Raw genomic sequence first — 23,706 nt, forward strand, 5'->3', positions numbered from 1 at the left:
CCCGGCCCCGGCCGTTGTGTATGGCGGTGGGGTGGGGCGGATGTGGTGGGTGCGGCGAGTGGGGTGGGTGCGCCTGCGGCGGGCCTGTTCCCCTGCCCGCCCCTTCCCGTAACCGGGCTCCACCCCGGACCCCGGGTCGGGCCGGTCGAGGCCTGGTCCGACCCGCACTGAAGTTGACCGGGACCACCGTCGGCCCCGCCGGGACGCGGACCGAGCCACCCCCGAGCAACCCGGCGCACAACCAGGCCGACCCCAAGCCGGCCCACCCCAACCACCCTCACACCCCCGCCAAGGGCCCGTACGAGCCCGATCACACTCCTCGCCGTCAAACCAGCACCAGCGAGCCGCCACAAGCTCTCACAGGCCCGCATATCGCTCTTCCGACCCCCTCCGCCCCCTCTGCCCGCTCCCTTCGAGCCGGAGGGGGCGGGCAGAGGGGGCGGCTCCTTCGGTCAGGGGTGGCGGGCCGGGGTGCTGCCCAGTTCCACCGCTGCGCAGCGCCAGCGGAGGTCGGGGCCCTGTTCCAGGCGGAAGGCCATGGCCCGGACCTGTTCGCCCGCCGCGACGCTCGCGCAGGCCTCCACCACGCCCGGGACCGGCTGGGCGCCCCGGCACATGCGGATCACCGGGCGGGCGCCGTGGCTCCTGAGCGGTGTGGCGGGGGCCAGTTCGGCCAGCTGGTCGTAGGCCTCGCCGATGGTGTGGCCGAGCATCCAGTGGACGGGGCGCTGGCCGCTGAGGACGGCCAGGAGACGTTCCGCGAACCACTGGTGGGGGCGGACGCGCCGGGGTGTCCGGAGGCGTTGCGAGGGGACGGTCTCGGGCCTGCGTGCGTCGTGCCGTCCGGCGGGCCGGGTCCTGTTCATGGTCACTGCTCATCGCCCCCGTGCTTCAGAGGCCCGGCAAATACCGGGCGGTAACTTCTGCTGTGGACCTTCTACGGGGGCGGCGGACCGGCCGCAAGCGTCCGAGGGCGCGGGGAAGCGGGCCCGGAATTCACCTATCCGGGTGGCGGACCAGGTGTGGAGCGGAGAGCGGGGACGGGGCGGGCAGGGTGAGCGGCGGTTGCCGGGTGGACGGGGCGGGGCCCGTAGAGGTAATCCCAAAGGGGGATGCCGCACGTATCCTGAGGACGTCTCCGACTACGAAAGCGGCCACCCCATGCGCGTGTACGTCCCCCTGACCCTCTCCGGTCTCGCAGCGGCGCACCGGGCGGGCGAACTGGGCCCCGGCCCGCTCACCGCCTACGCGGTGACCCCCGGGCTGCGCGAGTGGTACGTGTCCGACGACATCGAGGAGCTGGAGTACGCGGCGCTCAACCGGGCCGCGTCCGCCTCGCTGCGGCTGATCGCGGGAGACCCCGGCGCCGCCCGCCGCCGGGTCGTCGTCGCGGTCGATGTGCCGGACGGGGACGCGGTCGCCGACCCGGACCACATCCTGGACGCCTCCTCGCTCGGTGAGGTCACGATCGCCTCCGCGGTGGCGCTGGCGAAGGCCGCCGCGGTGCACGTCGACTCGGACGAGGCCGACAAGGACGTCACGGCGGCGGCGGCCGCGCTGGGCGCGGCGGACATCGGTGACGACGACGCCCAGTTCACCGTGGACGGCGCGGAGGACCACGAGCTGCTGTGGTTCGGGATCCAGGAGATTCCGAACCTGATCGGCTGAGGGAGAGGCCGGGAGCCGCCGAGGAAGCGGCTGTCTCGCCGGTTGTCGGTGGCGGCGGGTATTTTTCTTGGCATGGGGACGCAGGGGAAACACCGCACACATCTGGTCTGGGACTGGAACGGCACGCTGCTCGACGACAACCTCGCGGTCGTCGGTGCGACCAACGCCGCCTTCGGGGAGGTCGGCGTGGCGCCGATCACCCTGGAGCAGTACCGGGAGATGTACTGCATACCGATACCCCGGTTCTACGAGCGGCTGATGGGCCGGCTCCCCACCGAGACCGAGTGGGACCAGATGGATCTGGTCTTCCACCGCCACTACACCGAGCAGCGCGCGGGCTGCGGGCTGACGGCGGGGGCCGCGGAGCTGCTCGCGCGGTGGCAGCAGGCCGGCCGGAGCCAGTCCCTGCTGAGCATGTACGGGCACGACGAGCTGGTCCCGGTGGTGCGCGGATACGGCATCGAGCCGCGGTTCGTGCGCGTCGACGGCCGCACCGGGCGCTCCGGCGGCAGCAAGGCGCAGCACATGGAGCGGCATTTCGCGGCGCTGGACGGGATATCCCCCGAGCACGCGGTGATCATCGGTGACGCGCTGGACGACGCGGTGGCCGCCGCCCACGTCGGCGCGAGAGCGGTGCTCTACACCGGCGGTTCGCACAGCCGGACCAGCCTGGAGGCGGCCGGGGTGCCCGTCGTGGACACCCTGGCCGAAGCGGCGGCCCTGGCCGAGCGGCTCGTCGCGTAGGAGCCGGCGGGAGCGGCGGCCGGGAGCGGCGGCGACGCCCGCGCGGCCCGTCGTCAGGCGATCGGGGTCTTCGCGCGGAGCACGGTCAGGAACTCACGCATCCAGGCCGAGTGGTCCGGCCAGGCGCGGGACGAGACGAGGGTGCCGTCCACCACGACCTCGGTGTCCTGGAAGGCGGCCCCGGCCGACTCCATGTCCGGTTCCAGCGCGGGATAGGCCGTGACCCGGCGGTCCTTCAGCGCGCCCGCCGCGGCCGTCATCAGCGGGCCGTGGCAGATCTGGGCCACCGGGCGGTCCGTGTCGAAGAAGGCCTTGAGGATCTCGCGCAGCCGGGCGTCGTTGCGGAGGTATTCGGGAGCGCGCCCGCCCGGCACGACCACGGCCACGTAGTCGTCCGGGTCTACCTCCGCGAAGGCCAGGTCGGCGGGCCAGGTGTAGCCGGGCTTCTCCGTGTACGTGTCGAATCCGGGCTCGAAGTCGTGCACCACGAAGCGGAGCGTCTTGCGGGTGGGGGCGGCGATGTGGACCTCGTAGCCCTCCTCGCGCAGCCGCTGGTACGGGTAGAGGACTTCGAGGGACTCGGCGGCGTCGCCGGTCACGATCAGGATCTTCGGTGCCATGGCTGGGCTCCCACGGGTCGTCGGCCTGTTCCGGTGCCGGTTCCGGTTACCTGTTCCGGGCTCCGGTTCCGGATACCAGGGTGCGGGACAGCGGCACGACGCGCTGTCCAGAGTGTCAAAGTCCGGGGCATTCTTTTGTACACATACGGCTCGTGACGGTTACCGGGGCGGGCGAGATAGCCTGGACCCCGTGATCAGCGCGATAGCCCTCGGGGGCAGCGAAGCCCCCGGCCTGCGCCCGGAGTGCCACAGCACCCGGGCCCCGACTGATCCCCTCAGCCCGGTCCGACTGCCAAAAATGGCCAATAAGGTCCCGGGCGTCTCTCATTGCGGCATAGCGTCGACTCAGACCGGAAACCCCGTGTCGTGGCGGTACGTCGTCTTTTTCACCTACGTCACGCAACGGCGCGCGACAGGAGCCAGAGGACATGCAGACCAAGCTGGACGAAGCCAAGGCCGAGCTGCTCGCACGGGCCGCCAAGGTAGCTGACAACAGTCCGGGCGGTGGTGTCGGTGGCCCGGGGGGTTCCCCCCGGGTGCACGTCGCCGCCACCGGGGCTGACAACGGCGACGGGGCCGGGCAGGAGCGTCCGGGCCAGGACGTACTGCTCGCCTACCTCCAGCGCTACTACCTCCACACCGCTCCGGAGGACATCGGCGGCCGGGACCCGGTCGATGTCTTCGGCGCCGCTTCCTCGCACTACCGGCTGGCGGAGAACCGCCCGCAGGGCACGGCGAACGTCCGGGTGCACACCCCGACCGTCGAGGAGAACGGCTGGACGTGCACGCACACGGTCGTCGAGGTCGTCACGGACGACATGCCGTTCCTGGTCGACTCCGTCACCAATGAGCTGTCCCGCCAGGGGCGCGGCATCCACGTCGTGATCCACCCGCAGGTCATCGTCCGCCGCGATGTGGCCGGCAAGCTGATCGAGGTCCTCACCGACGGCGCCGGCGTCTCCACCGGCCCCCAGAGCGGGCGCAAGAACGCCAAGGGAGCGAAGGACGCCAAGGCCGAGCTCCCGCACGACGCGCTCGTCGAGTCCTGGATCCACGTCGAGATCGACCGCGAGTCCGACCGCGCCGACCTCCAGCAGATGCAGGCCGACCTGCTGCGCGTGCTGTCCGACGTACGGGAGACCGTCGAGGACTGGGAGAAGATGCGGGACGCCGCGCTGCGCATCGCCGACGACCTGCCCGGCGAACCGCTCGACGACCTCGCCGACGACGAGGTGAACGAGGCCAGGGAGCTGCTGCGCTGGCTCGCCGCCGACCACTTCACCTTCCTGGGCTACCGCGAGTACGAGCTGAAGGACTCCGACGCGCTGGCCGCCGTACCCGGCACCGGCCTCGGCATCCTGCGCTCCGACCCGCACCACACCGAGAACGAGGCGCACCCGGTCAGTCCCTCCTTCGACCGGCTGCCCGCCGACGCCCGCGCCAAGGCCCGGGAGCACAAGCTCCTCATCCTGACCAAGGCGAACAGCCGGGCGACCGTGCACCGCCCCAGCTACCTCGACTACGTCGGCGTGAAGAAGTTCGACGCCGAGGGCAACGTCATCGGTGAGCGCCGCTTCCTCGGACTGTTCTCGTCCGCCGCCTACACCGAGTCCGTGCGCCGGGTGCCCGTCGTCCGCCGCAAGGTCGCGGAGGTGCTGGAGGGCGCGGGCTTCACGTACAACAGCCACGACGGCCGCGACCTGCTCCAGATCCTGGAGACGTACCCGCGCGACGAGCTGTTCCAGACGCCGCCCGACCAGCTGCGCTCCATCGTCACCTCGGTGCTCTACCTCCAGGAGCGGCGCCGGCTCCGGCTCTACCTGCGCCAGGACGAGTACGGCCGCTACTACTCCGCGATCGTCTACCTGCCGCGCGACCGCTACACCACCGGCGTACGCCTCCGGCTGATCGACATCCTCAAGGAGGAGCTGAACGGCACCAGCGTCGACTTCACCGCCTGGAACACCGAGTCGATCCTCTCCAGGCTGCACTTCGTCGTCCGGGTCGCCCCCGGCAGCGAGCTGACCACCCTCACCGACGCCGAGGCCGACCGCATCGAGGCCCGGCTCGTCGAGGCCGCCCGCTCCTGGGCCGACGGGTTCCAGGAGGCGCTGAACGCCGAGTGCGGCGAGGAGCGCGCGGCCGAGCTGCTGCGCCAGTACGGACACTCGTTCCCCGAGGGCTACAAGGCCGACCACTCGGCGCGTGCCGCCGTGGCCGACCTGGTCCGCCTCGAAGCCCTCAAGGAGGACGAGCGGGACTTCGCCCTCAGCCTGTACGAGCCCGTCGGCTCCGCCCCGGGCGAGCGCCGCTTCAAGATCTACCGGACCGGGGAGCAGGTCTCCCTGTCCGCCGTCCTCCCGGCGCTCCAGCGCCTCGGTGTCGAGGTCGTCGACGAGCGCCCGTACGAGCTGCGCTGCGCGGACCGCACGCACGCCTGGATCTACGACTTCGGGCTGCGGATGCCGCAGACCACCGGCAACGGCGGCTACCTGGCCGACGACGCCCGCGAGCGGTTCCAGGAGACGTTCGCCGCCGTGTGGACCGGCGAGGCCGAGAACGACGGCTTCAACGCGCTGGTGCTGAGCGCCGGTCTGAACTGGCGGCAGGCGATGGTGCTGCGCGCCTACGCGAAGTACCTGCGCCAGGCCGGATCGACCTTCAGCCAGGACTACATGGAGAGCACTCTCCAGAACAACGTCCACACCACCCGGCTACTGGTCTCGCTCTTCGAGGCCCGGATGTCGCCGGAGCGCCAGAGCGCCGGCACCGAGCTGACCGACGGACTCCTCGAAGAGCTCGACGGGGCCCTGGACCAGGTCGCCTCGCTCGACGAGGACCGGATCCTGCGGTCCTTCCTCACGGTCATCAAGGCCACCCTGCGCACCAACTTCTTCCAGCGCGCGGACACCGGCAAGCCGCACAACTACGTGTCGATGAAGTTCGACCCGCAGTCCATCCCGGACCTCCCGGCCCCGCGCCCGGCGTTCGAGATCTGGGTCTACTCGCCCCGGGTCGAGGGCGTCCACCTGCGGTTCGGCAAGGTCGCCCGCGGCGGTCTGCGCTGGTCGGACCGGCGAGAGGACTTCCGTACGGAGATCCTCGGCCTGGTCAAGGCGCAGATGGTGAAGAACACCGTCATCGTGCCGGTCGGCGCCAAGGGCGGCTTCGTCGCCAAGCAGCTCCCCGACCCGGCCGTCGACCGCGACGCCTGGCTGGCCGAGGGCATCGCCTCGTACCGCACCTTCATCTCGGCGCTGCTCGACATCACCGACAACATGGTGGCCGGCGAGGTCGTGCACCCCAAGGGTGTCGTCCGGCACGACGAGGACGACACCTACCTCGTCGTCGCCGCCGACAAGGGCACCGCGAAGTTCTCCGACATCGCCAACGAGGTCGCCGTCGCGTACGGCTTCTGGCTGGGTGACGCGTTCGCCTCCGGCGGCTCGGCCGGCTACGACCACAAGGGCATGGGCATCACGGCCCGGGGCGCCTGGGAGTCCGTGAAGCGGCACTTCCGGGAGCTCGGCCACGACACCCAGACCGAGGACTTCACCGTCGTCGGCGTCGGTGACATGTCGGGCGACGTGTTCGGCAACGGGATGCTGCTCTCCGAGCACATCCGGCTCGTCGCGGCCTTCGACCACCGGCACATCTTCATCGACCCGAAGCCGGACGCCGCCGTCTCGTACGCCGAGCGGCGCCGCCTCTTCGACCTGCCGCGCAGCTCCTGGGCCGACTACAAGAAGGAGCTGATCTCCGCGGGCGGTGGCATCCACCCGCGCAGCGCCAAGTCGATCCCGGTCAACGCGCACATCCGCGAGGCGCTCGGCATCGAGCCGGGAGTCACCAAGATGACGCCCGCCGACCTGATGCAGACGATCCTCAAGGCGCGCGTCGACCTGCTGTGGAACGGCGGCATCGGGACCTACATCAAGTCCTCCGCCGAGTCGAACGCGGACGTCGGTGACAAGGCCAACGACGCGATCCGCGTCAACGGCGAGGACCTGCGGGCCAGGGTCGTCGGCGAGGGCGGCAACCTCGGCGCCACCCAGCTCGGCCGGATCGAGTTCGCCCGTACCGGCGGCCGGATCAACACCGACGCGATCGACAACAGCGCCGGCGTCGACACCTCCGACCACGAGGTGAACATCAAGATCCTGCTCAACGGCCTGGTGCGGGACGGCGACATGACCGTCAAGCAGCGCAACAAGCTGCTGGCCGAGATGACCGAGGAGATCGGCCACCTGGTCCTGCGCAACAACTACGCGCAGAACACGGCGCTCGCCAACGCGGTCGCCCAGGCGCCCTCGCTGCTCCACGCCCACCAGCGCTTCATGCGCCGGCTCGGGCGCGACGGTGATCTCGACCGGGCGCTGGAGTTCCTGCCCACCGACCGGCAGGTCCGCGAGCTGCTCAGCGCCGGCAAGGGGCTCAGTCAGCCCGAGCTGGCCGTGCTGCTCGCCTACACCAAGATCACCGCGGCGCAGGAGCTCATCGGAACCAGCCTGCCGGACGACGAGTACCTGCAGAAGCTGCTGCACGCGTACTTCCCGCGGCAGCTGCGCGAGCGGTTCCCCGAGGCGGTCGACGGGCACGCGCTGCGGCGCGAGATCATCACCACGGTGCTGGTCAACGACACGGTGAACAGCGGCGGCTCAACGTTCCTGCACCGTCTCCGGGAGGAGACCGGGGCCTCGATCGAGGAGATCGTGCGGGCGCAGGTCGCGGCCCGCGAGATCTTCGGGCTCGCCAAGGTGTGGGACGCCGTGGAGGCGCTCGACAACCGGGTGGCCGCCGATGTGCAGACCCGGATCAGGCTGCACTCACGGCGGCTCGTCGAGCGCGGTTCGCGCTGGCTGCTCGGCAACCGGCCGCAGCCGCTGGAGATCGCCGGGACGATCGACTTCTTCCGGACCGGGGTCGAGCAGGTCTGGGCCGAGCTGCCCAAGATGCTGATGGGCGCCGACCAGGAGTGGTACCGGTCGATCCTGGACGAGCTCACGGAGGCGGGTGTCCCGGACGAGCTGGCGCAACGCGTCGCCGGATTCTCGTCCGCCTTCCCGGCGCTCGACATCGTGGCGATCGCGGACCGGACGGGGACGGACCCGCTGTCCGTCGCCGAGGTGTACTACGACCTCGCGGACCGGCTGTCCATCACCCAGCTGATGGACCGGATCATCGAGCTGCCGCGGGCCGACCGCTGGCAGTCGATGGCCCGTGCCTCCATCCGTGAGGACCTGTACGCGGCGCACGCGGCGCTCACGGGTGACGTGCTGAGCGTCGGTGGCGACTCCGCGACGCCCCAGGAGCGGTTCGAGGCGTGGGAGGAGAAGAACGCGGCGATCCTGACGCGGTCGCGCTCCACGCTGGAGGAGATCCAGGGGTCGGACGCGTTCGACCTGGCCAACCTGTCGGTGGCGATGCGGACGATGCGGACGTTGCTGCGTACGCACGTGTAGCGGTGCGGTGGTGAGGCGAGGCGGCTGCCGGGTGCGGACCCGGTGGCCGCCTCGTCCTCAATCACCGGACGGGCTCGGGGGTGTCCTCAAACGCCGGACGGGCTTGAGAGGGCCTGGGCGTGGTGAGAGGGCTCGGGGGAGGGCTCGGGGGTGTAGTGGGCGCCTGGGCGTGGTGAAAGGGCTCGGGCGGCGTGAGAGAGCCCGAGCGGAGCGCGAGGGCCAGAGGGCTCGGGCGGGGGCGTTACTTTTTCTTGGTGAACTTCTCGTAGGCGGCGACGACTTCCTTCGCCGGGCCGTCCATCCGCAGCGTTCCCGCCTCCAGCCAGATCGCCCGGTCGCAGGTCTCGGTGATCGACTTGTTGTTGTGGCTCACCAGGAAGACCGTGCCGGCCTGCTGGCGCAGCTCGATGATCCGGTCCTTGCTGCGGCGCTGGAACTTCGCATCGCCCGTGGACAGCGCCTCGTCGATCAGCAGGACGTCGTGGTTCTTCGCGGCGGCGATCGAGAAGCGCAGCCGGGCGCCCATGCCGGAGGAGTACGTGCGCATTGGCAGGGTGATGAAGTCGCCCTTCTCGTTGATGCCGGAGAACTCCACGATCTCCTCGTAGCGCTCGCGGATCTCGGCGCGGGTCATGCCCATCGCGAGTCCGCCGAGTACGACGTTGCGCTCGCCGGTGAGATCGCTCATGAGCGCGGCGTTCACCCCGAGCAGCGAGGGCTGGCCCTGGGTGTGGACGCGGCCCCTGGTGGCGGGCAGCAGCCCGGCGATGGCCTTCAGCAGGGTCGACTTCCCCGAGCCGTTGGAGCCGATGAGGCCGATCGCCTCCCCCTTGTACGCGGCGAAGCTGACCCCCTTCACGGCGTGCACCTCGCGCACCCCGGGCGACTGCCGGCGCGAGGCGAGCCGGCTGAGGGCCGAGGTGGCGCTGCCCTTGCCGGTGCGGGCGCCGTTGACCTTGTACGTGATGTGGACGTCGTCGACGACGACCGTCGGTACTCCGGGCGAAGTGCTGTCAGCCACGTCCGTAACTCTCCTCTGCCTGCCAGAAGTAGATGAACCCGCCCACGCCGCAGACCAGCGCCCAGCCCGTGGCGACGAGCCACACGTGCGGGGGCAGCTGACCGCCGTCGAAGCTGTCGATGAGCGCGAACCGCATCAGGTCGATGAAGACGGCGGCCGGATTGACCTCAAGGGCCAGCTTCACCGCGTGCGGGACCCGGTCGCCCTGGAGCATCGTGCCGATGCTCCACATGACGCCCGAGGCGTACATCCAGGTGCGCAGGATGAACGGTGTCAGCTGGGCGATGTCCGGGGTGCGCGCGGCGAGCCGGGCCATGACCATCGAGATGCCGGTGTTGAAGACGGCCTGCAGGGCGAGGGCCGGCAGCGCCAGCAGCCAGGAGGGCTGCGGGTACTGGCCGAACACCAGCAGGATCAGCACCAGCGCGCCCAGCGAGAAGATCAGCTGCTGGAGCTGTTGCAGGGCCAGCGCGACCGGCAGCGAGGCACGCGGGAAGTGCAGCGCCCGGACGAGCCCGATGTTGCCGCTGATCGCGCGGGTGCCCGCGGTGATCGAGCTGCTGGTGAAGGTCCAGATGAAGACGCCGGTGACCAGGAAGGGCACGTAGTCGGGGACGCCGTGCTTCGTCTTCATCAGGACGCCGAAGATGAAGTAGTAGACCGTCGCGTTGAGCAGCGGGGTCATGATCTGCCAGATCTGGCCGAGCTTCGCCTGGCTGTACTGGGCGGTCAGCTTGGCGGTGGCGAACGCCGTGATGAAGTGCCGCCGCCCCCACAGCTCCCTTACGTACGCGGGAAGGGACGGCCGGGCGCCGCTCACGGTCAGCCCGTGCCGGGCGGCGAGGGCGGCGAGCTCTCCCGGCGCGTACACGGGAAGGGACGCGGCCGGCGGGGTGACCACCGGGGCCGCCGGGGCTGTTGTCTGGCTCACCACGATCGCTTTCGTCGAGGGGCGGGAACACACACGTGCGACGGGACGCAACCGTATCGTCGCAACGCCGAGGGTAGGACGCAGTGGCGTCGCAACGCAACCGTTTCGTCGTCACGGACTATGATTCGGGCCATGACCACAGAGCCGGGAAGCCGCCGCCGTGCCCCCGCCGGAGCCGCCGTGCTGCGCGAGGACGTGACCGACGCGATCCGCAGCGCGGTCTTCGAGGAGCTGGCCGCGGTCGGCTTCGCCCGGATGTCCATCGAGGGCATCGCCCGGCGCGCGGGCGTCGGCAAGACCGCGGTCTACCGCCGCTGGAAGTCCAAGCTGCACCTGGTGCTGGACCTGGTCTCCGCCGTCGCGGTGCAGGGCATGCCCGCCCCGGCCACCGGCTCGCTGTACGGGGACGTGCGCGCCGTGCTCGAACTGGCGGCCTACGCCCTGCGCCACCCGCTGGCCTCCCAGGTCATCCCGGACCTGCTCGTCGAGGCGGCCCGCAACCCGGAGATCTCCGCCACCATCAAGGCCGCCCTGCTCGACCCGCAGCAGGGCATCGCCGCCGTCGTCGTACGGGACGCGGTGGCGCGCGGGGAACTGCCGGAGGACAGCGACCCCGACCGCGCCCTCGACCTGATCGTCGGCCCGCTCTACTGGCGCCTCGCGGTGGTCAGGGGTGAGCTGCCCGCGGGATACCTGGACGACCTGGCGGTCTCGGCGGTGGCCGCGCTCACCCGCTGAATCCGGACCCGGGGCGGTGTTCGCACACGGGCCTGATGTCCCGTACGGGTGTCCCAGCACGTTTTTCAGGGGTCCCCGGCCATCCGCTACTGTGGTTGGCGGGCCGCCCCACCGGGCCTTCCGGAGCATGCGCCGAATGTGCTCCGGAGCCGTCCGGGCGAAGCCCCGGGCACGGCCGTCACCCCGATCGGCCATGCCCGCGGGGCAAGCGCGGGGCAGGCGTAGTCACTCGTTCGGGACCGTAACCGGTGACCCCCGACCGTATCCACGGTTGAGCCATACGGACAGCCAGGCCCCCGATGAACGGACGTGCTCAACATGCCGCCACGGCTCAGTGTCGTTGTCCCCGTCTATAACGTGGAACTCTTCCTGACGGACTGTCTGCAGTCCCTGGCGGAGCAGACCATGACCGACCTTGAGGTGGTGATGGTCGACGACGGGTCCACCGACGGCAGTGCGGCGCTGGCGGCCGAGTTCGCCGCGCGGGACGACCGCTTCCGTCTGGTGAGCCAGCAGAACGGCGGCCTCGGGCACGCCCGTAACACGGGTGTCCGCAACTGCGATCCGCAGAGCCGCTACCTGGCCTTCGTCGACAGCGACGACATCATCCCGCCGAACGCGTACGAACTGCTCGTCGGGGCGCTGGAGGAGACCGGTTCCGACCTCGCGTCCGGCAACGTGCTGCGGCTGCGCGCCAACGGCAAGCTCCAGCAGTCGCCGATGTTCCGCAAGCCGATGGCGACGACCCGGATGCGCACCCACGTCTCCCGCGATCCGGAGCTCCTCGGGGACCGGATCGCCTGCAACAAGGTCTTCCGCCGCTCCTTCTGGGACAAGCACGAGTTCGCCTTCCCGGTGGGCGCGCTCTACGAGGACATCCCCGTCGTGCTGCCGGCCCACTTCCTGGCCGGCTCCGTCGACATCGTGAAGGACCCCGTCTACCACTGGCGGGACCGGCCGGGCTCGATCACCACCAGCCGGGCCGTCGTCCGAGGCGTCCGCGACCGGGTCGCGCACGTCCAGGGGGTCTCCACCTTCCTGGCGGAGAACCGCCCGGCCGCCGACAAGAACCACTACGAGGCACACGCCCTCGCCAACGACCTCTGGTACTTCATGGAGGTCCTCCCCGACGGCGACGAGGACTACCGCGAAGCCTTCCTGACGCACTGCAACGCGTTCATCGACCAGGTCGACCCGAAGGTCCTGGACGGACTCCCGCTGCGGCTGCGCGTGATGTGGTACCTGGTGCGTGAGCACCGCATGGAGGAACTCCTCGCGCTGCTCACCTACGACAAGCGCGAGCCCGGTGCCTTCATCGCACGCGGCATGCGCCGCCGGCAGGCCGAGTACCCCGTACTGAAGGCGCCGGTGCCGGCCCAGGTGCTGCGCGTGGCCGACCGCGACCTCCCGCTCGCCGCCCGGCTGCGGGACGCCCAGTGGCGCGACGGCAAGCTGCACCTCACGGGGTACGCCTACGTCCGCAACCTGCCCGCCGGTTCGGGCCGCGGCGAGTTCCGGATCGGCTGGCTGCGGGCCGGCCGGCGCAACGTGGTGCCGCTGCGGCTGCGCAGGACCGACGAGCCGGAGGCCACCGCCCGCTCCCGGCAGAGCCTGCACGACTACGACCGAGCGGGCTTCGAGGCGGTCGTCGACCCGGCGAAGCTCCGCATCGGCGCCGACGGCACCCCCAAGCAGCTCAACTGGAACCTGGAGATCGGCGTCGCCAGGAACGGCCTGCTGCGCCGCTCCTTCCCCTCCGTCCGCGAGGCCACCGTGGCACCGCCCGTCCACCGCCCGGACGGCGACCACCGCATCGCCCCGGCCTTCGACGGCGACAAGCTGGTCCTGCACGCGGAGCGCATCGACGCCCGGTTCGAGACCCACCGCGCGGGCGACACCGCCGGCACCGTCCTCGTCTCCGGCATGGTCCGCGACCGCCTCGCCAAGGGCGGACTGCGGCTCGGCCTCACCCACAAGGCCACCGAGGCCGCCTGCGATTTCCCGGTCACGGTGGGCGAGGGCGCCGAGTCCTCGGCCGCCGGCTGGCGCCGCTTCACCGCCGAGATCCCGCTCGCGGCCGTCACCGAGGCCCGCCCGGCGGCGGAGGACACGCCGAAGAGCCTCGGCTACAGCGTCCACCTGGTCGGCCCCAAGGACCAGCGCACGCCCATCGACGTGCCCGGCCCGGTGCTGCCCGGCCGCTACCCGCTCGGTGACGGCGAGGCGGGCGTACGCCGCGAGCTCGCCTTCGTCACGAGCGCACGCGGGAACCTGCTGATCAGCGACCGCACCGTGCAGCCCCACGTCGAGCTGGCCGGCTGGACCGACGACGGGACCCTCCGCCTGGAGGGCACGTTCCCCGAGGACCGCGAACACCCCGTCGAGCTGGTGGTGCAGAACAGCGCTCACCGCGAGGAGGCGACCTTCCCGGTCGAGTTCTCCGGTGAAGGGGACGCCCGGCGCTTCCGTGCCGAACTGCGCCCCGACGCCGTCGAGGGACCCGGCGGCCCGCTCCCGCTGGGCGAGGGCAACTGGTATTTCTTCTTCCGGGCGAAGGGCGCGGCCGACGAGAGCGGCGACATCGCGCTGCGCATCCCCGCCTCCGCCTTCAGCACCCTGCCCGCCACCCGCACCCTCACCGGCCGCGACTACACCGTCGCGCGGCGCTTCGGAGACCAGCTCCTGGTCGTCTCCGCCCCGGTGCTCGCCGCCTCCGAGCGCGGCCCGCGCGCCAAGAAGCTGCTGAGCGACGCCTACGCACAGCAGCGCAGCGCGCCGCTGCGCGAGGCCGCCCTGTACAGCACCTTCGACGGCCGTCAGTTCTCCGACTCGCCGCGGGCGGTCTACGAGGAACTGGTCTCCAGGGGAGCCGAGCTGGAGCACCTGTGGGTGGTCCGCGACCAGCAGGCCGTCATCCCCGCGGGCGCCGTCGCCGTGGAGCACGGCTCGGCCGCCTGGCACGAGGCGCTGGCCCGCAGCCGGTACGTCGTCACCAACACGCAGCTGCCGGAGTGGTTCGAGCGCCGCGAGGACCAGACCGTCGTCCAGACCTGGCACGGCACCCCGCTCAAGCGGATCGGCCTGGAGCTCGCGGGCACGGTCCAGTCGAACGCCGCCTACATCAGCACGCTCAGGGGACGCGCCCGGCAGTGGAGCTTCCTGGTCTCCCCGAACACCTTCTCCACCCCCGTCCTGCGCCGCTCGTTCGGCTTCGAGGGCGAGGTGCTGGAGTGCGGCTATCCCCGTAACGACCTCTTCCACGCCGCCGACCGGACGAAGGTCGCGGAGGCGGTACGGGAGCGGCTCGGCATCCCCAAGGGCAAGCGGGTCGTGCTGTACGCGCCGACCTGGCGCGAGGACCAGCAGCTGGGCGGGGGGCGCTACTCGCTGGGCCTCCAGCTCGACCTGGCCGCCGCGGAGCGCGAACTGGGCGCGGACACCGTGCTGCTGGTGCGGCGTCACTACATGGTCACCGACCGGCTGCCGGACAGCGGCACCGGATTCGTCCGCGACGTCTCGCGCTACCCGGACGTCGGCGAGCTGATGCTGATCAGCGACGTGCTGGTCACCGACTACTCCTCGCTGATGTTCGACTTCGCCCAGACGGGCCGTCCGATGCTGTTCCACACCTACGACCTGGAGCACTACCGCGACACGCTGCGCGGATTCAGCTTCGAATTCGAGGAGCGTGCCCCCGGTCCGCTGATCCCGGGCTCCGAAGAGCTGATCGAGGCCCTGCGCGACCCGGTCCGGGCCATCGCGGGACACGCGGAAGCGTACGAGGCATTCAAGCGGGACTTCTGCGACCTCGACGACGGCCGTGCGACCGCCCGGGTGGTCGACCGGATGCTGTAGTCCGCGCGCCGCGCGAAACGCCGCCCCCGCGGGGCACATGTGCCCGGCCGGTACCCGTACCGGCCGGGCACCGGCGTGTGGTGAACCCCCGGACGCCGCCGCGGTGAGCGGAAACCGGCGTACGGACGGCACGGACCGTTTGAACCGTTCGGGTGATTCTCCGTTCCCGGTGTTTGCGCCGGCTCGCGGCACATTCGAGCCGTGCGCCGTAAAAGTGTGCTCATCGGTGCGTTGCATAGCGTCGCCGGGTTGCTACGTTCTGTTTTCATGGGTATCCGAATGCGATGCGAATCCTGGGACGTGCGACGCGCAAGAGCCGTTGTGCTCATTGCCGCGGCCGTCGGTCTCCTGACTCGCATGGTCATCGCGGCGAATTCGCCGGGCCCGGCCGATGTACGCATCTTCGCGGGATTCGCCAAGGCGGTCACCGTGTACGGACCCGTCCGGATCTATGGGCACCCGCTGCCCGGACTGCCCGTCTACAACCATCCGCCCCTGGCCGGCTGGATGCTGCTCGGTCTGAACGGTCTCTCCGAACTCGGAATGTCGTTCGCCACCCTCATGCGTTCACCCGCGTCCCTCGCGGATTTCTGCTGCGCGATTCTCGTCTTCGAGATCGTCCGGCGGCGGGCCGCCCGGACGACGGCGATGCTGTGTGGTGTCGGAGTCGCCGTCAGCCCGGTACTGATCGCCACCTCCGGTTACCACGGCAACACCGACGCGGTCGCCATCGCGTTCGCCCTGGCCGCGGCCCATCTGCTGGCCGACCGGAAGTCACCGCTGGCCGCCGGGGTGGCCGCGGCGCTCTCGATCAGCGTCAAGTTCGTTCCGGTGGTGGTCGTCCCGGCGCTGTTCGTCGCCGCGCTGCGCGGCGGCCGGCCGGTGCTGGTCCGCTTCGCCGCCGGATTCGGCGCGCTGTTCGCGCTGGTCTGGGGGCCGGCCCTGGTGACCGTGCCGCAGCAGCTCAAGGAGAACGTCCTGGAGTACGAGGGCGGCAGCTACCGGCTCTGGGGGCTCGTCCGGTTCGCGGACGTACTCGGGCTGCCGGAGTCCGTCATCACGTTCATGCAGGGCGGCGGCCACTTCCTCTTCGTGCTGGTCTGCGCGGCCGCCGGGGTCTGGCTGGCGTGGCTGCGGCCCGCGCAGCTGCCCGGGGTCGTCGCCGTCACGCTGGGCCTGCTGCTGCTCCTGTCCACCGCCTCCGGCCTCCAGTACCTGACCTGGGCGGCCGCCGGAACGTTCGTCCTCGGGTTCTGGGAAGGGCTCGCGTACAGCTGTGCGGTCGGGCTGACGACCGTCCTCGGCTACAGCGGGCGCTCCGCGGTGCGCTGGAGCGAGCCGGTGCTGGAGCTGGGCGCCGCCGGATGGATCGTCCTCGCGGCCGGACTCGTCACCGGCGTCCGCCGCATCCTCGCCACCCGGCCGGACACACCCGCCGGGCACCCCGCCGCCTGCCCGCCGCTCGCCGTTCCCCGTACGTCGCAGCGTTCCGGTACCGCCGTCAACTGACCGCGCACACCAGGGCCGCGGCCCCCCACACACCGACCTGTTCCCGACCCCAGCAACGAGCACCGAGCGCAACTGGAGAACGCCCCGTGAAGGAAAGCCCGAGTCCCAGGATCGGCATCCTGGTGGTCGCGTACAACGCGGAGACAACGCTGGAGAAGACGCTCGACCGGATTCCGGAGGATTTCCGGTCCAGGGTCGACGAGATTCTCATTCTCGACGACGCCAGCCACGACGCGACCTTCACCGCCGGCTGCCGCTGGTCGCAGGCGGAGGGAATGCCGCGCACCGTGGTGATGCGGCACACCAAGAACCTCGGATACGGCGGAAACCAGAAAGCCGGATACGCACTGGCGGCCGCACACGGACTGGACATCATCGTGCTCCTGCACGGCGACGGACAGTATGCCCCGGAACTGCTCCCCGAAATGGTCGCGCCCATCGAACGCGGCGAATGCGAGGCGGTGTTCGGGTCCCGGATGATGAAGTCCGGAAACGCCCTCAAGGGCGGTATGCCGCTCTACAAATGGCTCGGCAACCGCATTCTCACCCGGCTGGAGAACGGCCTCCTCGGCTCTCAGCTGACCGAATTCCACTCCGGGTACCGTGCCTACAGCGTCGAGGCCCTCAAGAAGCTGCCGGTCGACCGGAACACCGACGCCTTCGACTTCGACACCCAGATCATCGTCCAGCTGCTCGACGCGGGAATGCGGATCAAGGAGATCCCCGTGCCCACGTACTACGGCGACGAGATCTGCTACGTCAACGGCATGAAGTACGCCAAGGACGTCGTCAAGGACGTCCTCGAATACCGCCTGGCGGTCAAGGGGTTCGGCACCTGCGCCTGGATCCCGAAGCCCGTCGAGTACGCCTTCAAGGAGGGCGACGGCTCCTCGCACGCGGTCATCCTGGAGAAGATGCGCAAGCTGCCGCCCGGCCGGGTGCTGGACCTCGGCTGCTCCGGCGGACTGTTCGCGCAGCGGCTGGAGGCACTCGGCCACGAGGTGACCGGGGTGGACTTCGTCGAGGTGCCCGGGGTGCGCGAGAAGTGCACGTACTTCCACCTCGCCAACCTGGAGGAGGGACTGCCGCCCGAGCTCGGCGCCGACTTCGACTACGTCGTCGCCGGGGACGTCATCGAGCACCTCTCCCGACCGGAACGGGTGCTCACCGAGGTCGCCACCGTGCTCCGGCCCGGCGGCCAGGTGCTGCTGTCCGTGCCGAACTTCAGCCACTGGTACTCACGGATCCGGGTCGCGGTCGGCGCCTTCGACTACGACCGCCGGGGCATCCTCGACGAAACGCATCTGCGCTTCTTCACCCGGGCCAGCCTGCGCCGCACGGTGCGCGCCGCGGGCTACGACGTCCTGGACATCGCCTCGACGGGGGCGCCGTTCTGGTCACTACTCGGGCGCGGCCCGCTCGCGGCGGTACTCGGCGGTCTTTCGAGGCTGCTGACCCGGATCAGGCCGACGCTGTTCGGCTATCAGCACGTCGCACTGCTCACCCCGCATGCGGCCGAGACGATCATCGCTGGAGAGCACGTCGATGTACAGGACATCCTCAACCGACAGTACGTCCCCGCCGACCGGGTCGGCGTCTGAGGCGACCGTCCCCCCACCCACTACCGTCCCCCCACCCACCGCAGCCCACGCGTCCGAGAACCCGGCCGCCGCCGTCAGGAGCAAGGTCTTGTCCCTTCCCAGTCTGATGCTGCTGCTGTTCGCCGTGTTCTCGTCCGCGGGCGGCCAGATCATGCTCAAGCACGGGATGAAGGGCGCCGCGGCGGCCGCCGGGGAGCACGGCGGCTCCGTCGCCCTGCGGGCCGCCACCAGCCCCTGGGTGGTCGTCGGGATGGTGATCTTCGCGGTCTCCGCCCTCGCCTGGATGTCCACCCTGGCCAAGGTGCCGCTCTCCATCGCGTACCCGTTCAACGCGCTCGGCTACCTGCTGATCGTGCTGGCCGGGGCGACCGTGCTGCACGAGCGGACCTCGATGTGGACCTGGGGCGGCTCGGTGCTCGTGGTCGTCGGCCTCGCCACGGTCATGGCGGGCCAGCAGCGCTGAGGCCTCTCGTTCGGACCATGCTGGGCTCGCGTGCCCCGGCACCGCACCTCGCGGCGCTGCCGTCAGCCGACAACGCCCCGCGTTGCCCCGACCCTCCGCCTCGCGGCGCACGGCACCGGACCCCGCTCCCTGATCCAGCCCGATCCACACGGAAGACCCCGGCCGCGCACGGCGAAGGGCCCGCCACCGGAACGCTCCGGTGGCGGGCCCTTCGCCGTGCGCGGCGGCTCAGGCCGTGCCGGGCGCGGGCTCCTCGCCCAGGATGACGCGGCGCACCACGCGCTCGGCGGCGCGGCCGTCGTCGTACGGGCAGAACCGCTCACGGAACGCCTTCAGCAGCGCCTCGTTCGCCGGGCTGTTCCAGCTGCCGTCGGTGAACGCCCGCGCCAGCTCGTCCGTGGTCGTCGCGACGGCGCCCGGGGTCTCGCCGGGCTTGCCGGACAGCAGGTCGAAGACGACACCGCGGACCGTGCGGTACGTCTCCCAGTCCGGAGCGTGCACCACGATCGGGCGGTTCAGGTGCGCGTAGTCGAACATCACCGACGAGTAGTCCGTGACCAGCGCGTCGGCCGCGAGGCAGAGGTCCTCGATCCGGGGGTGGTCGCTGACGTCGATGATCTGCGGGTTCTCCGGGAGGCCCGCGCCGCCGTAGAAGTAGTGCGCGCGCACCATGACCACGGTGTCCGGGCCCACGGCCGCGCAGAACCGCTCCAGGTCGAGACGGCTGGTGAAGCCCGCCTCGTAGTCGCGGTGGGTCGGCGCGTACAGCAGGGCGCGCTGTCCCGGGCGGATGCCGAGGCCCTCGCGGATCGTGTCGATCCGCTCCTGTGTCGCCGTCGCGAAGACGTCGTTGCGCGGGTAACCCGTCTCCAGCGAGCGCGCGGCGCTCGGGTAGGCGCGGGACCACACCTCGGTCGAGTGCGGGTTGGCGGAGACGCTCCAGTCCCAGCGGTCGACCCGCTTGAGCAGCCGGTCGAAGTTGAGCCCCTGCGCGGCCGCCGGATAGTTCTGCTGGTCCATCCCCATGATCTTCAGCGGGGTGCCGTGGTGGGTCATCACGTGGATCTGACCCGGACGCTTGACCAGGTGGTCGGCGAAGTTGACGTTGTTGAAGAAGTACGTGGCGCGGGCCAGCACCGACCAGTAGCGGCGGGTGCCGGGCACCACGTAGTCGATGCCCTTCGGCAGCGAGTCCACCTGGTTCTTCGACACCACCCAGACCCCGTGCACATCGGGGGCCAGCTCCTGGGCCTTGCGGTAGATCGCCTCCGGGTTGCAGCTCACGCCGCGGTTCCAGTAGGCGGCGTAGACGGCGAGCTTCGGGTCGAGCGGAAGCTTGCGCTGCGCCTTGTAGTAGCGCGCGGTGAACGACTTCTTCGCCTTGGCCCGTGCCGTGGTGGGCGCCGAGCGCAGGCCGCGGCGGGTGGCCAGGGCCGTGTCCAGGGCGCCGAGCGCGGCGTACTTCCCGCCGCTCATCAGCTGCGGCCGGAGCCCCTTCGCGCCGCCCGGGAACGTGAAGCCGTCGGGGCGGTGGGCGCTGTGGAACGCGGCGACGGCGCTGACGTACTGCCTGCGGCGCTTGGTCACCGCCGGGTACGCGGACAGCAGCTCCTGGACGGCACGGTCGAAGAGCAGCGCGCGTACGGGGCTCAGGGCCGGCCGGGCCTCGACGGAGGTCATCAGGTCCCCGTACGCGTCGATCAGCTCCAGCGGCGTCGAGCCGGCCGTGGGCTCCGCCTCGTCCGCGAGGCCGGGCAGGTAGCGCTGCTGGCGGTGCTCGACACAGGCGGTGCCCAGCGTGGCGACGGAGCCGGCGACGGCGAGCGTCAGGAGCGCGTACATGCGCTCACCGTGCGGGCCGGGGCCGAAGGCCAGGCTCTCGCGCTCGGCGACGGTGCGGCGGACCGCCCGGTTCCAGGAGACGGGGGCGATGTCCAGCAGGTCCTTGCGCTCGGCCAGGGTGTGCGGGCCCTGGGGCATGCCGCTCAGCAGCTCCAGCGACCGGGTCGCCCGGGTCTTGCCCCGGAACGGGCGCTTGCGGTGGCCGAAGACCAGCACATCGGGGTCGCCGGTGGCGTCCAGCCGCTCCACGATGTCCCGCAGCGCGTTCGGCAGGTAGATGTAGTGGCCCTCCAGGAACAGGAGGTAGTCCCCGGTGGCCCGCTCGGCACCGGCGTTGCGCCGACCGTGGGCTCCCGCGCCCGCGGGCAGGTGGATCGCCCGGACCCGGTTGTCGAGCGCGGCGAACTCGTCCAGCACGAGCCCCGAGCCGTCCGGAGCGCCGTCATCCACACCGATCACCTCGATGTCCGTGAAGGACTGCGAGAGCACCGACTCCAGGCACTCGCGCAGGCTTCCCCGGGCGCGGCGGACGGGGATGATGACACTCAGCCGGGGCATACAGACTCTTTCTCGGACTGTGCGTACTGGGGCGCAGACAGATTACTGCGGAGTGCCCAGTGGAACGGGCATGGGGCTGGCAACGGTGCGAGCGGGGGAGGGGAAGGGTGGGGCCCCGCTGGGGCGGCCGCGGTGGTCGGCCGCGCGGCTGATGGAGGCCCCACTTATCATACTACGCACACCCTTAAGTGAACCTTGGGCCTCCCGGGGCGCACGGTGTGTGGTATTCCCGGTCCTCCGCCGGGGACCGAGGCGTCCCCGGCACGCGTACGGGGCAGTCCGTGGTGACCGGCCGGACTGCCCCGCGTTGACGTGCGCGCCCCGGGGCGCGGCTCCCGCCCGGTGACTACTTGACCGCACCCGCCATGACGCCGGAGACGAACTGGCGCTGGAAGGCGAAGAACACCGCGAGCGGAATCACCATCGAGACGAAGGCGCCGGGCGCCAGCACATCGATGTTGTTGCCGAACTGCCGTACCTGCTGCTGGAGTGCGACCGTGATCGGCGGCGAGTCGGAGTCCGCGAAGATCAGTGCGACCAGCATGTCGTTCCACACCCAGAGGAACTGGAAGATCCCCAGTGAGGCGATCGCCGGACCGCCCAGCGGCATCACGACCCGGGTGAAGAGCCTGATCTCGCCCGCCCCGTCGAGCCGCGCCGCCTCCAGCAGTTCTCGCGGGATCTCCGCGAAGAAGTTGCGCAACAGGAAGATGGCGAACGGCAGTCCGAAGGCGGTGTGGAAGATGATCACGCCGAAGGTCGTCTCGAAGATGCCGACCGTGCCGAAGAGCTTGGAGACCGGGATCAGCGCCACCTGAACCGGGACCACCAACAGCCCCACCACGACCAGGAACCACCAGTCGCGGCCCGGGAACTCCATCCAGGCGAAGGCGTATCCGGCGAGCGAGCCGATCACCACGACCAGAACGGTCGACGGCACGGTGATCATCACCGTGCTGAACAGCGAGTCGGTGATCGTCGAATTATCCAGCAGCCGCTGGTAGTTGTCGAAGGTCAGCTCGGACGGGGTGGTGAAGATCTTCCACCAGCCGGTCGCCGCGATCCTGTCCGCACTGCGCAGCGAGGACAGGAACAGCCCGATGGTGGGCATCAGCCAGAACAGGGCCACCAGGATCAGGACGACGCGCATCACGCCGCCGCCGGCCCGTGCCGCGATCCGGGCGCCGAGCGACCGCCCGGCCTTCGCCGTGCCGGTGTCCGGGGCGCCGCCCGCCCCGGCGGGCGGCGCCGTGGCCGTGGGTGCCGTCATCGGCGCGCCTCCTTCCGTATCCGCCTGATGTTGAAGAGCATCACCGGGACCACCAGCAGCAGCAGGAGTACCGCGATGGCGCTGCCGATCCCCAGGTCCGCGTCGGTGCCGAACGAGGACCGGTAGAGCTGGAGCGCCAGCACGTTCGCGTCGTCCTGCGAGGAGCCCGGCGCGATGATGAAGACCAGGTCGAAGACCTTCAGGACGTTGATCATCAGCGTCACCAGGACCACCGCGAGGACCGGGGCGAGCATCGGCACCGTGATCCGGCGGAACACCTGCCACTCGTTGGCCCCGTCGACCCGGGCCGCTTCCAGGAGTTCGCGCGGCAGACCCGCCAGGCCGGCCGCGATCAGCACCATGGCGAAGCCCGCCCACATCCAGACGTAGCTGCCGATGATGCCGGGCGTCACGAGGCTCGGCCCGAGCCAGTCGACGCCGTTGTACGGCTCCCTGAAGTTGGAGGCGGGGAGCCGGAGTTCGGCGCCGTCCGCCGCCGCGGGCAGGGTGAACGTGCCGTCGGCGCCCGCGGTGGCCGAGGCGACCACCTCGCCGCCCTTGACGGCCTCGACCTTGATGCCCTTGAGGCCGAGCTCCGAGGGGTCGATGACGTTGGGCTTTCCGCCGCCGCCCTTGGTGAAGTCCAGCCAGGCGGTGCCGGTGATCTTCCCGCCGTCCGCCTTCGCGGGGGTCCGCGCGGGCTTCGCGTCGCCGGGCATCTTCGCGGGCGCCACCCCGACCAGCGGCAGCTGGACCGGTTCCCCGGCCCGGACCGGCGTCCTGGTCACGAAGGACCCGCCGCCGGCCGCCTTGAGCGGGTGGACGGGCAGCGGATGCGCCTTGGGGAAGCCGGTCGACCCGCTGAACGTGTCGTGCACGCCCACCGCGACGGCGTTGGCGATCCCGCGCTCCGGCGCCTGGTCGTAGACCAGCCGGAAGATGATGCCGGCCGCGAGCATCGAGATCGCCATCGGCATGAAGACGATCAGCTTGAACGCCGTTCCCCAGCGGATCCGTTCGGTCAGCACGGCGAAGATCAGGCCGAGGACGGTGGAGACGGTCGGTGCCAGGACGACCCAGATCGCGTTGTTCTTGATCGCGGTACGGATGGTGTCGTCGGAGAACAGCGCCTTGTAGTTGTCGAGTCCGGCGAATCCGGTCCCCGCCTGGTCGAGGAACGACCGGTAGACGGAGTACACGATCGGGTAGACCACGAGCGCGCCGAGCAGGACCAGCGCGGGCAGCAGAAAGAGCGCCGCGAAGATCCTGCGGGTACCGGTCACGCTCTTGCGGCTGGGCACCCGGCGGACGGGCGGCTGCCCGTCCCCGGGCTTTCTGGGGGCGGGTACCGAGGTCCCGCCGCGGGATCCGGTGTCGGCGGAGGGCGCCTCTTCGGCGCCCCCCGCTGCGGCTGTCGTCATCCC

Annotated in this window: 15 protein-coding genes; 8 read left to right on the plus strand and 7 right to left on the minus strand. The window is 70.8% G+C overall.

The window, feature by feature from the left end:
* Positions 1–452: 452 nt before the first annotated feature.
* Positions 453–872, minus strand: coding sequence for an Rv3235 family protein (locus tag ACIP89_RS00090; RefSeq protein ID WP_402112085.1), 420 nt, complete (start codon positions 870–872; stop codon positions 453–455).
* 289 nt (positions 873–1,161) lie between these two features.
* On the opposite strand from ACIP89_RS00090, the gene ACIP89_RS00095 reads away from it, so the two are divergent.
* A complete protein-coding gene (locus tag ACIP89_RS00095) occupies positions 1,162–1,668 on the plus strand; it encodes a DUF6912 family protein (RefSeq protein WP_402112087.1) in 507 nt (168 codons plus the stop codon).
* Positions 1,669–1,740: 72 nt separating this feature from the next.
* Positions 1,741–2,412 (plus strand): HAD family hydrolase, encoded by a 672-nt coding sequence (locus ACIP89_RS00100; protein ID WP_401921670.1) that lies wholly within the window; start codon positions 1,741–1,743, stop codon positions 2,410–2,412.
* A gap of 53 nt (positions 2,413–2,465) precedes the next feature.
* On the opposite strand, the gene ACIP89_RS00105 is transcribed toward ACIP89_RS00100, so the two are convergent.
* The gene (locus ACIP89_RS00105; protein ID WP_402112089.1) at positions 2,466–3,032 is read right to left on the minus strand and encodes a DJ-1/PfpI family protein; all 567 of its coding nucleotides are present in this window, start codon (positions 3,030–3,032) and stop codon (positions 2,466–2,468) included.
* Positions 3,033–3,460: 428 nt separating this feature from the next.
* Here ACIP89_RS00105 and ACIP89_RS00110 point away from each other — a divergent pair, with 428 nt between their 5' ends.
* Entirely contained in the window at positions 3,461–8,494 is a 5,034-nt protein-coding gene (locus tag ACIP89_RS00110) for an NAD-glutamate dehydrogenase (protein ID WP_401921673.1), read from the plus strand.
* 241 nt (positions 8,495–8,735) lie between these two features.
* On the opposite strand, the gene ACIP89_RS00115 is transcribed toward ACIP89_RS00110, so the two are convergent.
* Both ACIP89_RS00115 and ACIP89_RS00120 read right to left on the minus strand, forming a co-directional pair.
* Complete coding sequence (locus ACIP89_RS00115; RefSeq protein ID WP_390092898.1) at positions 8,736–9,515, minus strand: ABC transporter ATP-binding protein; 780 nt, start codon at positions 9,513–9,515, stop codon at positions 8,736–8,738.
* Positions 9,508–10,449 carry an ABC transporter permease gene (locus tag ACIP89_RS00120; protein ID WP_402112091.1) on the minus strand — a complete coding sequence of 314 codons (942 nt, stop codon included), beginning with the start codon at positions 10,447–10,449 and terminating at the stop codon, positions 9,508–9,510. Before ACIP89_RS00120 ends, ACIP89_RS00115 begins: the two co-directional genes overlap by 8 nt.
* 117 nt (positions 10,450–10,566) lie before the next feature.
* On the opposite strand from ACIP89_RS00120, the gene ACIP89_RS00125 reads away from it, so the two are divergent.
* The 5 genes from ACIP89_RS00125 to ACIP89_RS00145 all read left to right on the plus strand — a co-directional run bounded on the left by ACIP89_RS00125 (position 10,567) and on the right by ACIP89_RS00145 (position 18,612).
* Positions 10,567–11,184, plus strand: coding sequence for a TetR/AcrR family transcriptional regulator (locus tag ACIP89_RS00125; protein WP_401921676.1), 618 nt, complete (start codon positions 10,567–10,569; stop codon positions 11,182–11,184).
* A gap of 318 nt (positions 11,185–11,502) precedes the next feature.
* Positions 11,503–15,039 (plus strand): CDP-glycerol glycerophosphotransferase family protein, encoded by a 3,537-nt coding sequence (locus tag ACIP89_RS00130; protein ID WP_402112092.1) that lies wholly within the window; start codon positions 11,503–11,505, stop codon positions 15,037–15,039.
* Between the two features lie 357 nt (positions 15,040–15,396).
* Positions 15,397–16,548: a glycosyltransferase family 39 protein gene (locus ACIP89_RS00135; protein ID WP_402112093.1), complete on the plus strand. Its 1,152-nt coding sequence runs from the start codon at positions 15,397–15,399 to the stop codon at positions 16,546–16,548.
* Between the two features lie 86 nt (positions 16,549–16,634).
* Entirely contained in the window at positions 16,635–18,149 is a 1,515-nt protein-coding gene (locus ACIP89_RS00140; RefSeq protein ID WP_401921683.1) for a methyltransferase domain-containing protein, read from the plus strand.
* A gap of 88 nt (positions 18,150–18,237) precedes the next feature.
* Complete coding sequence (locus tag ACIP89_RS00145; protein WP_402112095.1) at positions 18,238–18,612, plus strand: hypothetical protein; 375 nt, start codon at positions 18,238–18,240, stop codon at positions 18,610–18,612.
* Between the two features lie 228 nt (positions 18,613–18,840).
* Here the strand turns inward: ACIP89_RS00145 and ACIP89_RS00150 are convergent, their stop codons facing one another.
* The 3 genes from ACIP89_RS00150 to ACIP89_RS00160 form a co-directional block, all read right to left on the minus strand.
* Positions 18,841–21,012 carry a CDP-glycerol glycerophosphotransferase family protein gene (locus ACIP89_RS00150; protein ID WP_402112096.1) on the minus strand — a complete coding sequence of 724 codons (2,172 nt, stop codon included), beginning with the start codon at positions 21,010–21,012 and terminating at the stop codon, positions 18,841–18,843.
* A 346-nt stretch (positions 21,013–21,358) separates the two neighbouring features.
* Entirely contained in the window at positions 21,359–22,282 is a 924-nt protein-coding gene (locus tag ACIP89_RS00155; protein WP_401921690.1) for a carbohydrate ABC transporter permease, read from the minus strand.
* Complete coding sequence (locus ACIP89_RS00160) at positions 22,279–23,703, minus strand: carbohydrate ABC transporter permease (protein ID WP_401921693.1); 1,425 nt, start codon at positions 23,701–23,703, stop codon at positions 22,279–22,281. Before ACIP89_RS00160 ends, ACIP89_RS00155 begins: the two co-directional genes overlap by 4 nt.
* Positions 23,704–23,706 lie beyond the last annotated feature (3 nt).

Origin of the sequence: Streptomyces sp. NPDC088730 (genome assembly GCF_044751215.1) — a bacterium.
Taxonomy (GTDB): Bacteria; Actinomycetota; Actinomycetes; order Streptomycetales; family Streptomycetaceae; genus Streptomyces.

Bases quoted from the DNA above. Each gene is read 5' to 3' on its own strand.
- ACIP89_RS00110 (WP_401921673.1), top strand. From the start codon at position 3,461: ATGCAGACCAAGCTGGACGAAGCCAAGGCCGAGCTGCTCGCACGGGCC.
- ACIP89_RS00160 (WP_401921693.1), bottom strand. From the start codon at position 23,703: ATGACGACAGCCGCAGCGGGGGGCGCCGAAGAGGCGCCCTCCGCCGAC.
- ACIP89_RS00125 (WP_401921676.1), top strand. From the start codon at position 10,567: ATGATTCGGGCCATGACCACAGAGCCGGGAAGCCGCCGCCGTGCCCCC.
- ACIP89_RS00135 (WP_402112093.1), top strand. From the start codon at position 15,397: ATGGTCATCGCGGCGAATTCGCCGGGCCCGGCCGATGTACGCATCTTC.
- ACIP89_RS00095 (WP_402112087.1), top strand. From the start codon at position 1,162: ATGCGCGTGTACGTCCCCCTGACCCTCTCCGGTCTCGCAGCGGCGCAC.
- ACIP89_RS00155 (WP_401921690.1), bottom strand. From the start codon at position 22,282: ATGACGGCACCCACGGCCACGGCGCCGCCCGCCGGGGCGGGCGGCGCC.
- ACIP89_RS00105 (WP_402112089.1), bottom strand. From the start codon at position 3,032: ATGGCACCGAAGATCCTGATCGTGACCGGCGACGCCGCCGAGTCCCTC.
- ACIP89_RS00100 (WP_401921670.1), top strand. From the start codon at position 1,741: ATGGGGACGCAGGGGAAACACCGCACACATCTGGTCTGGGACTGGAAC.
- ACIP89_RS00130 (WP_402112092.1), top strand. From the start codon at position 11,503: ATGCCGCCACGGCTCAGTGTCGTTGTCCCCGTCTATAACGTGGAACTC.
- ACIP89_RS00150 (WP_402112096.1), bottom strand. From the start codon at position 21,012: ATGCCCCGGCTGAGTGTCATCATCCCCGTCCGCCGCGCCCGGGGAAGC.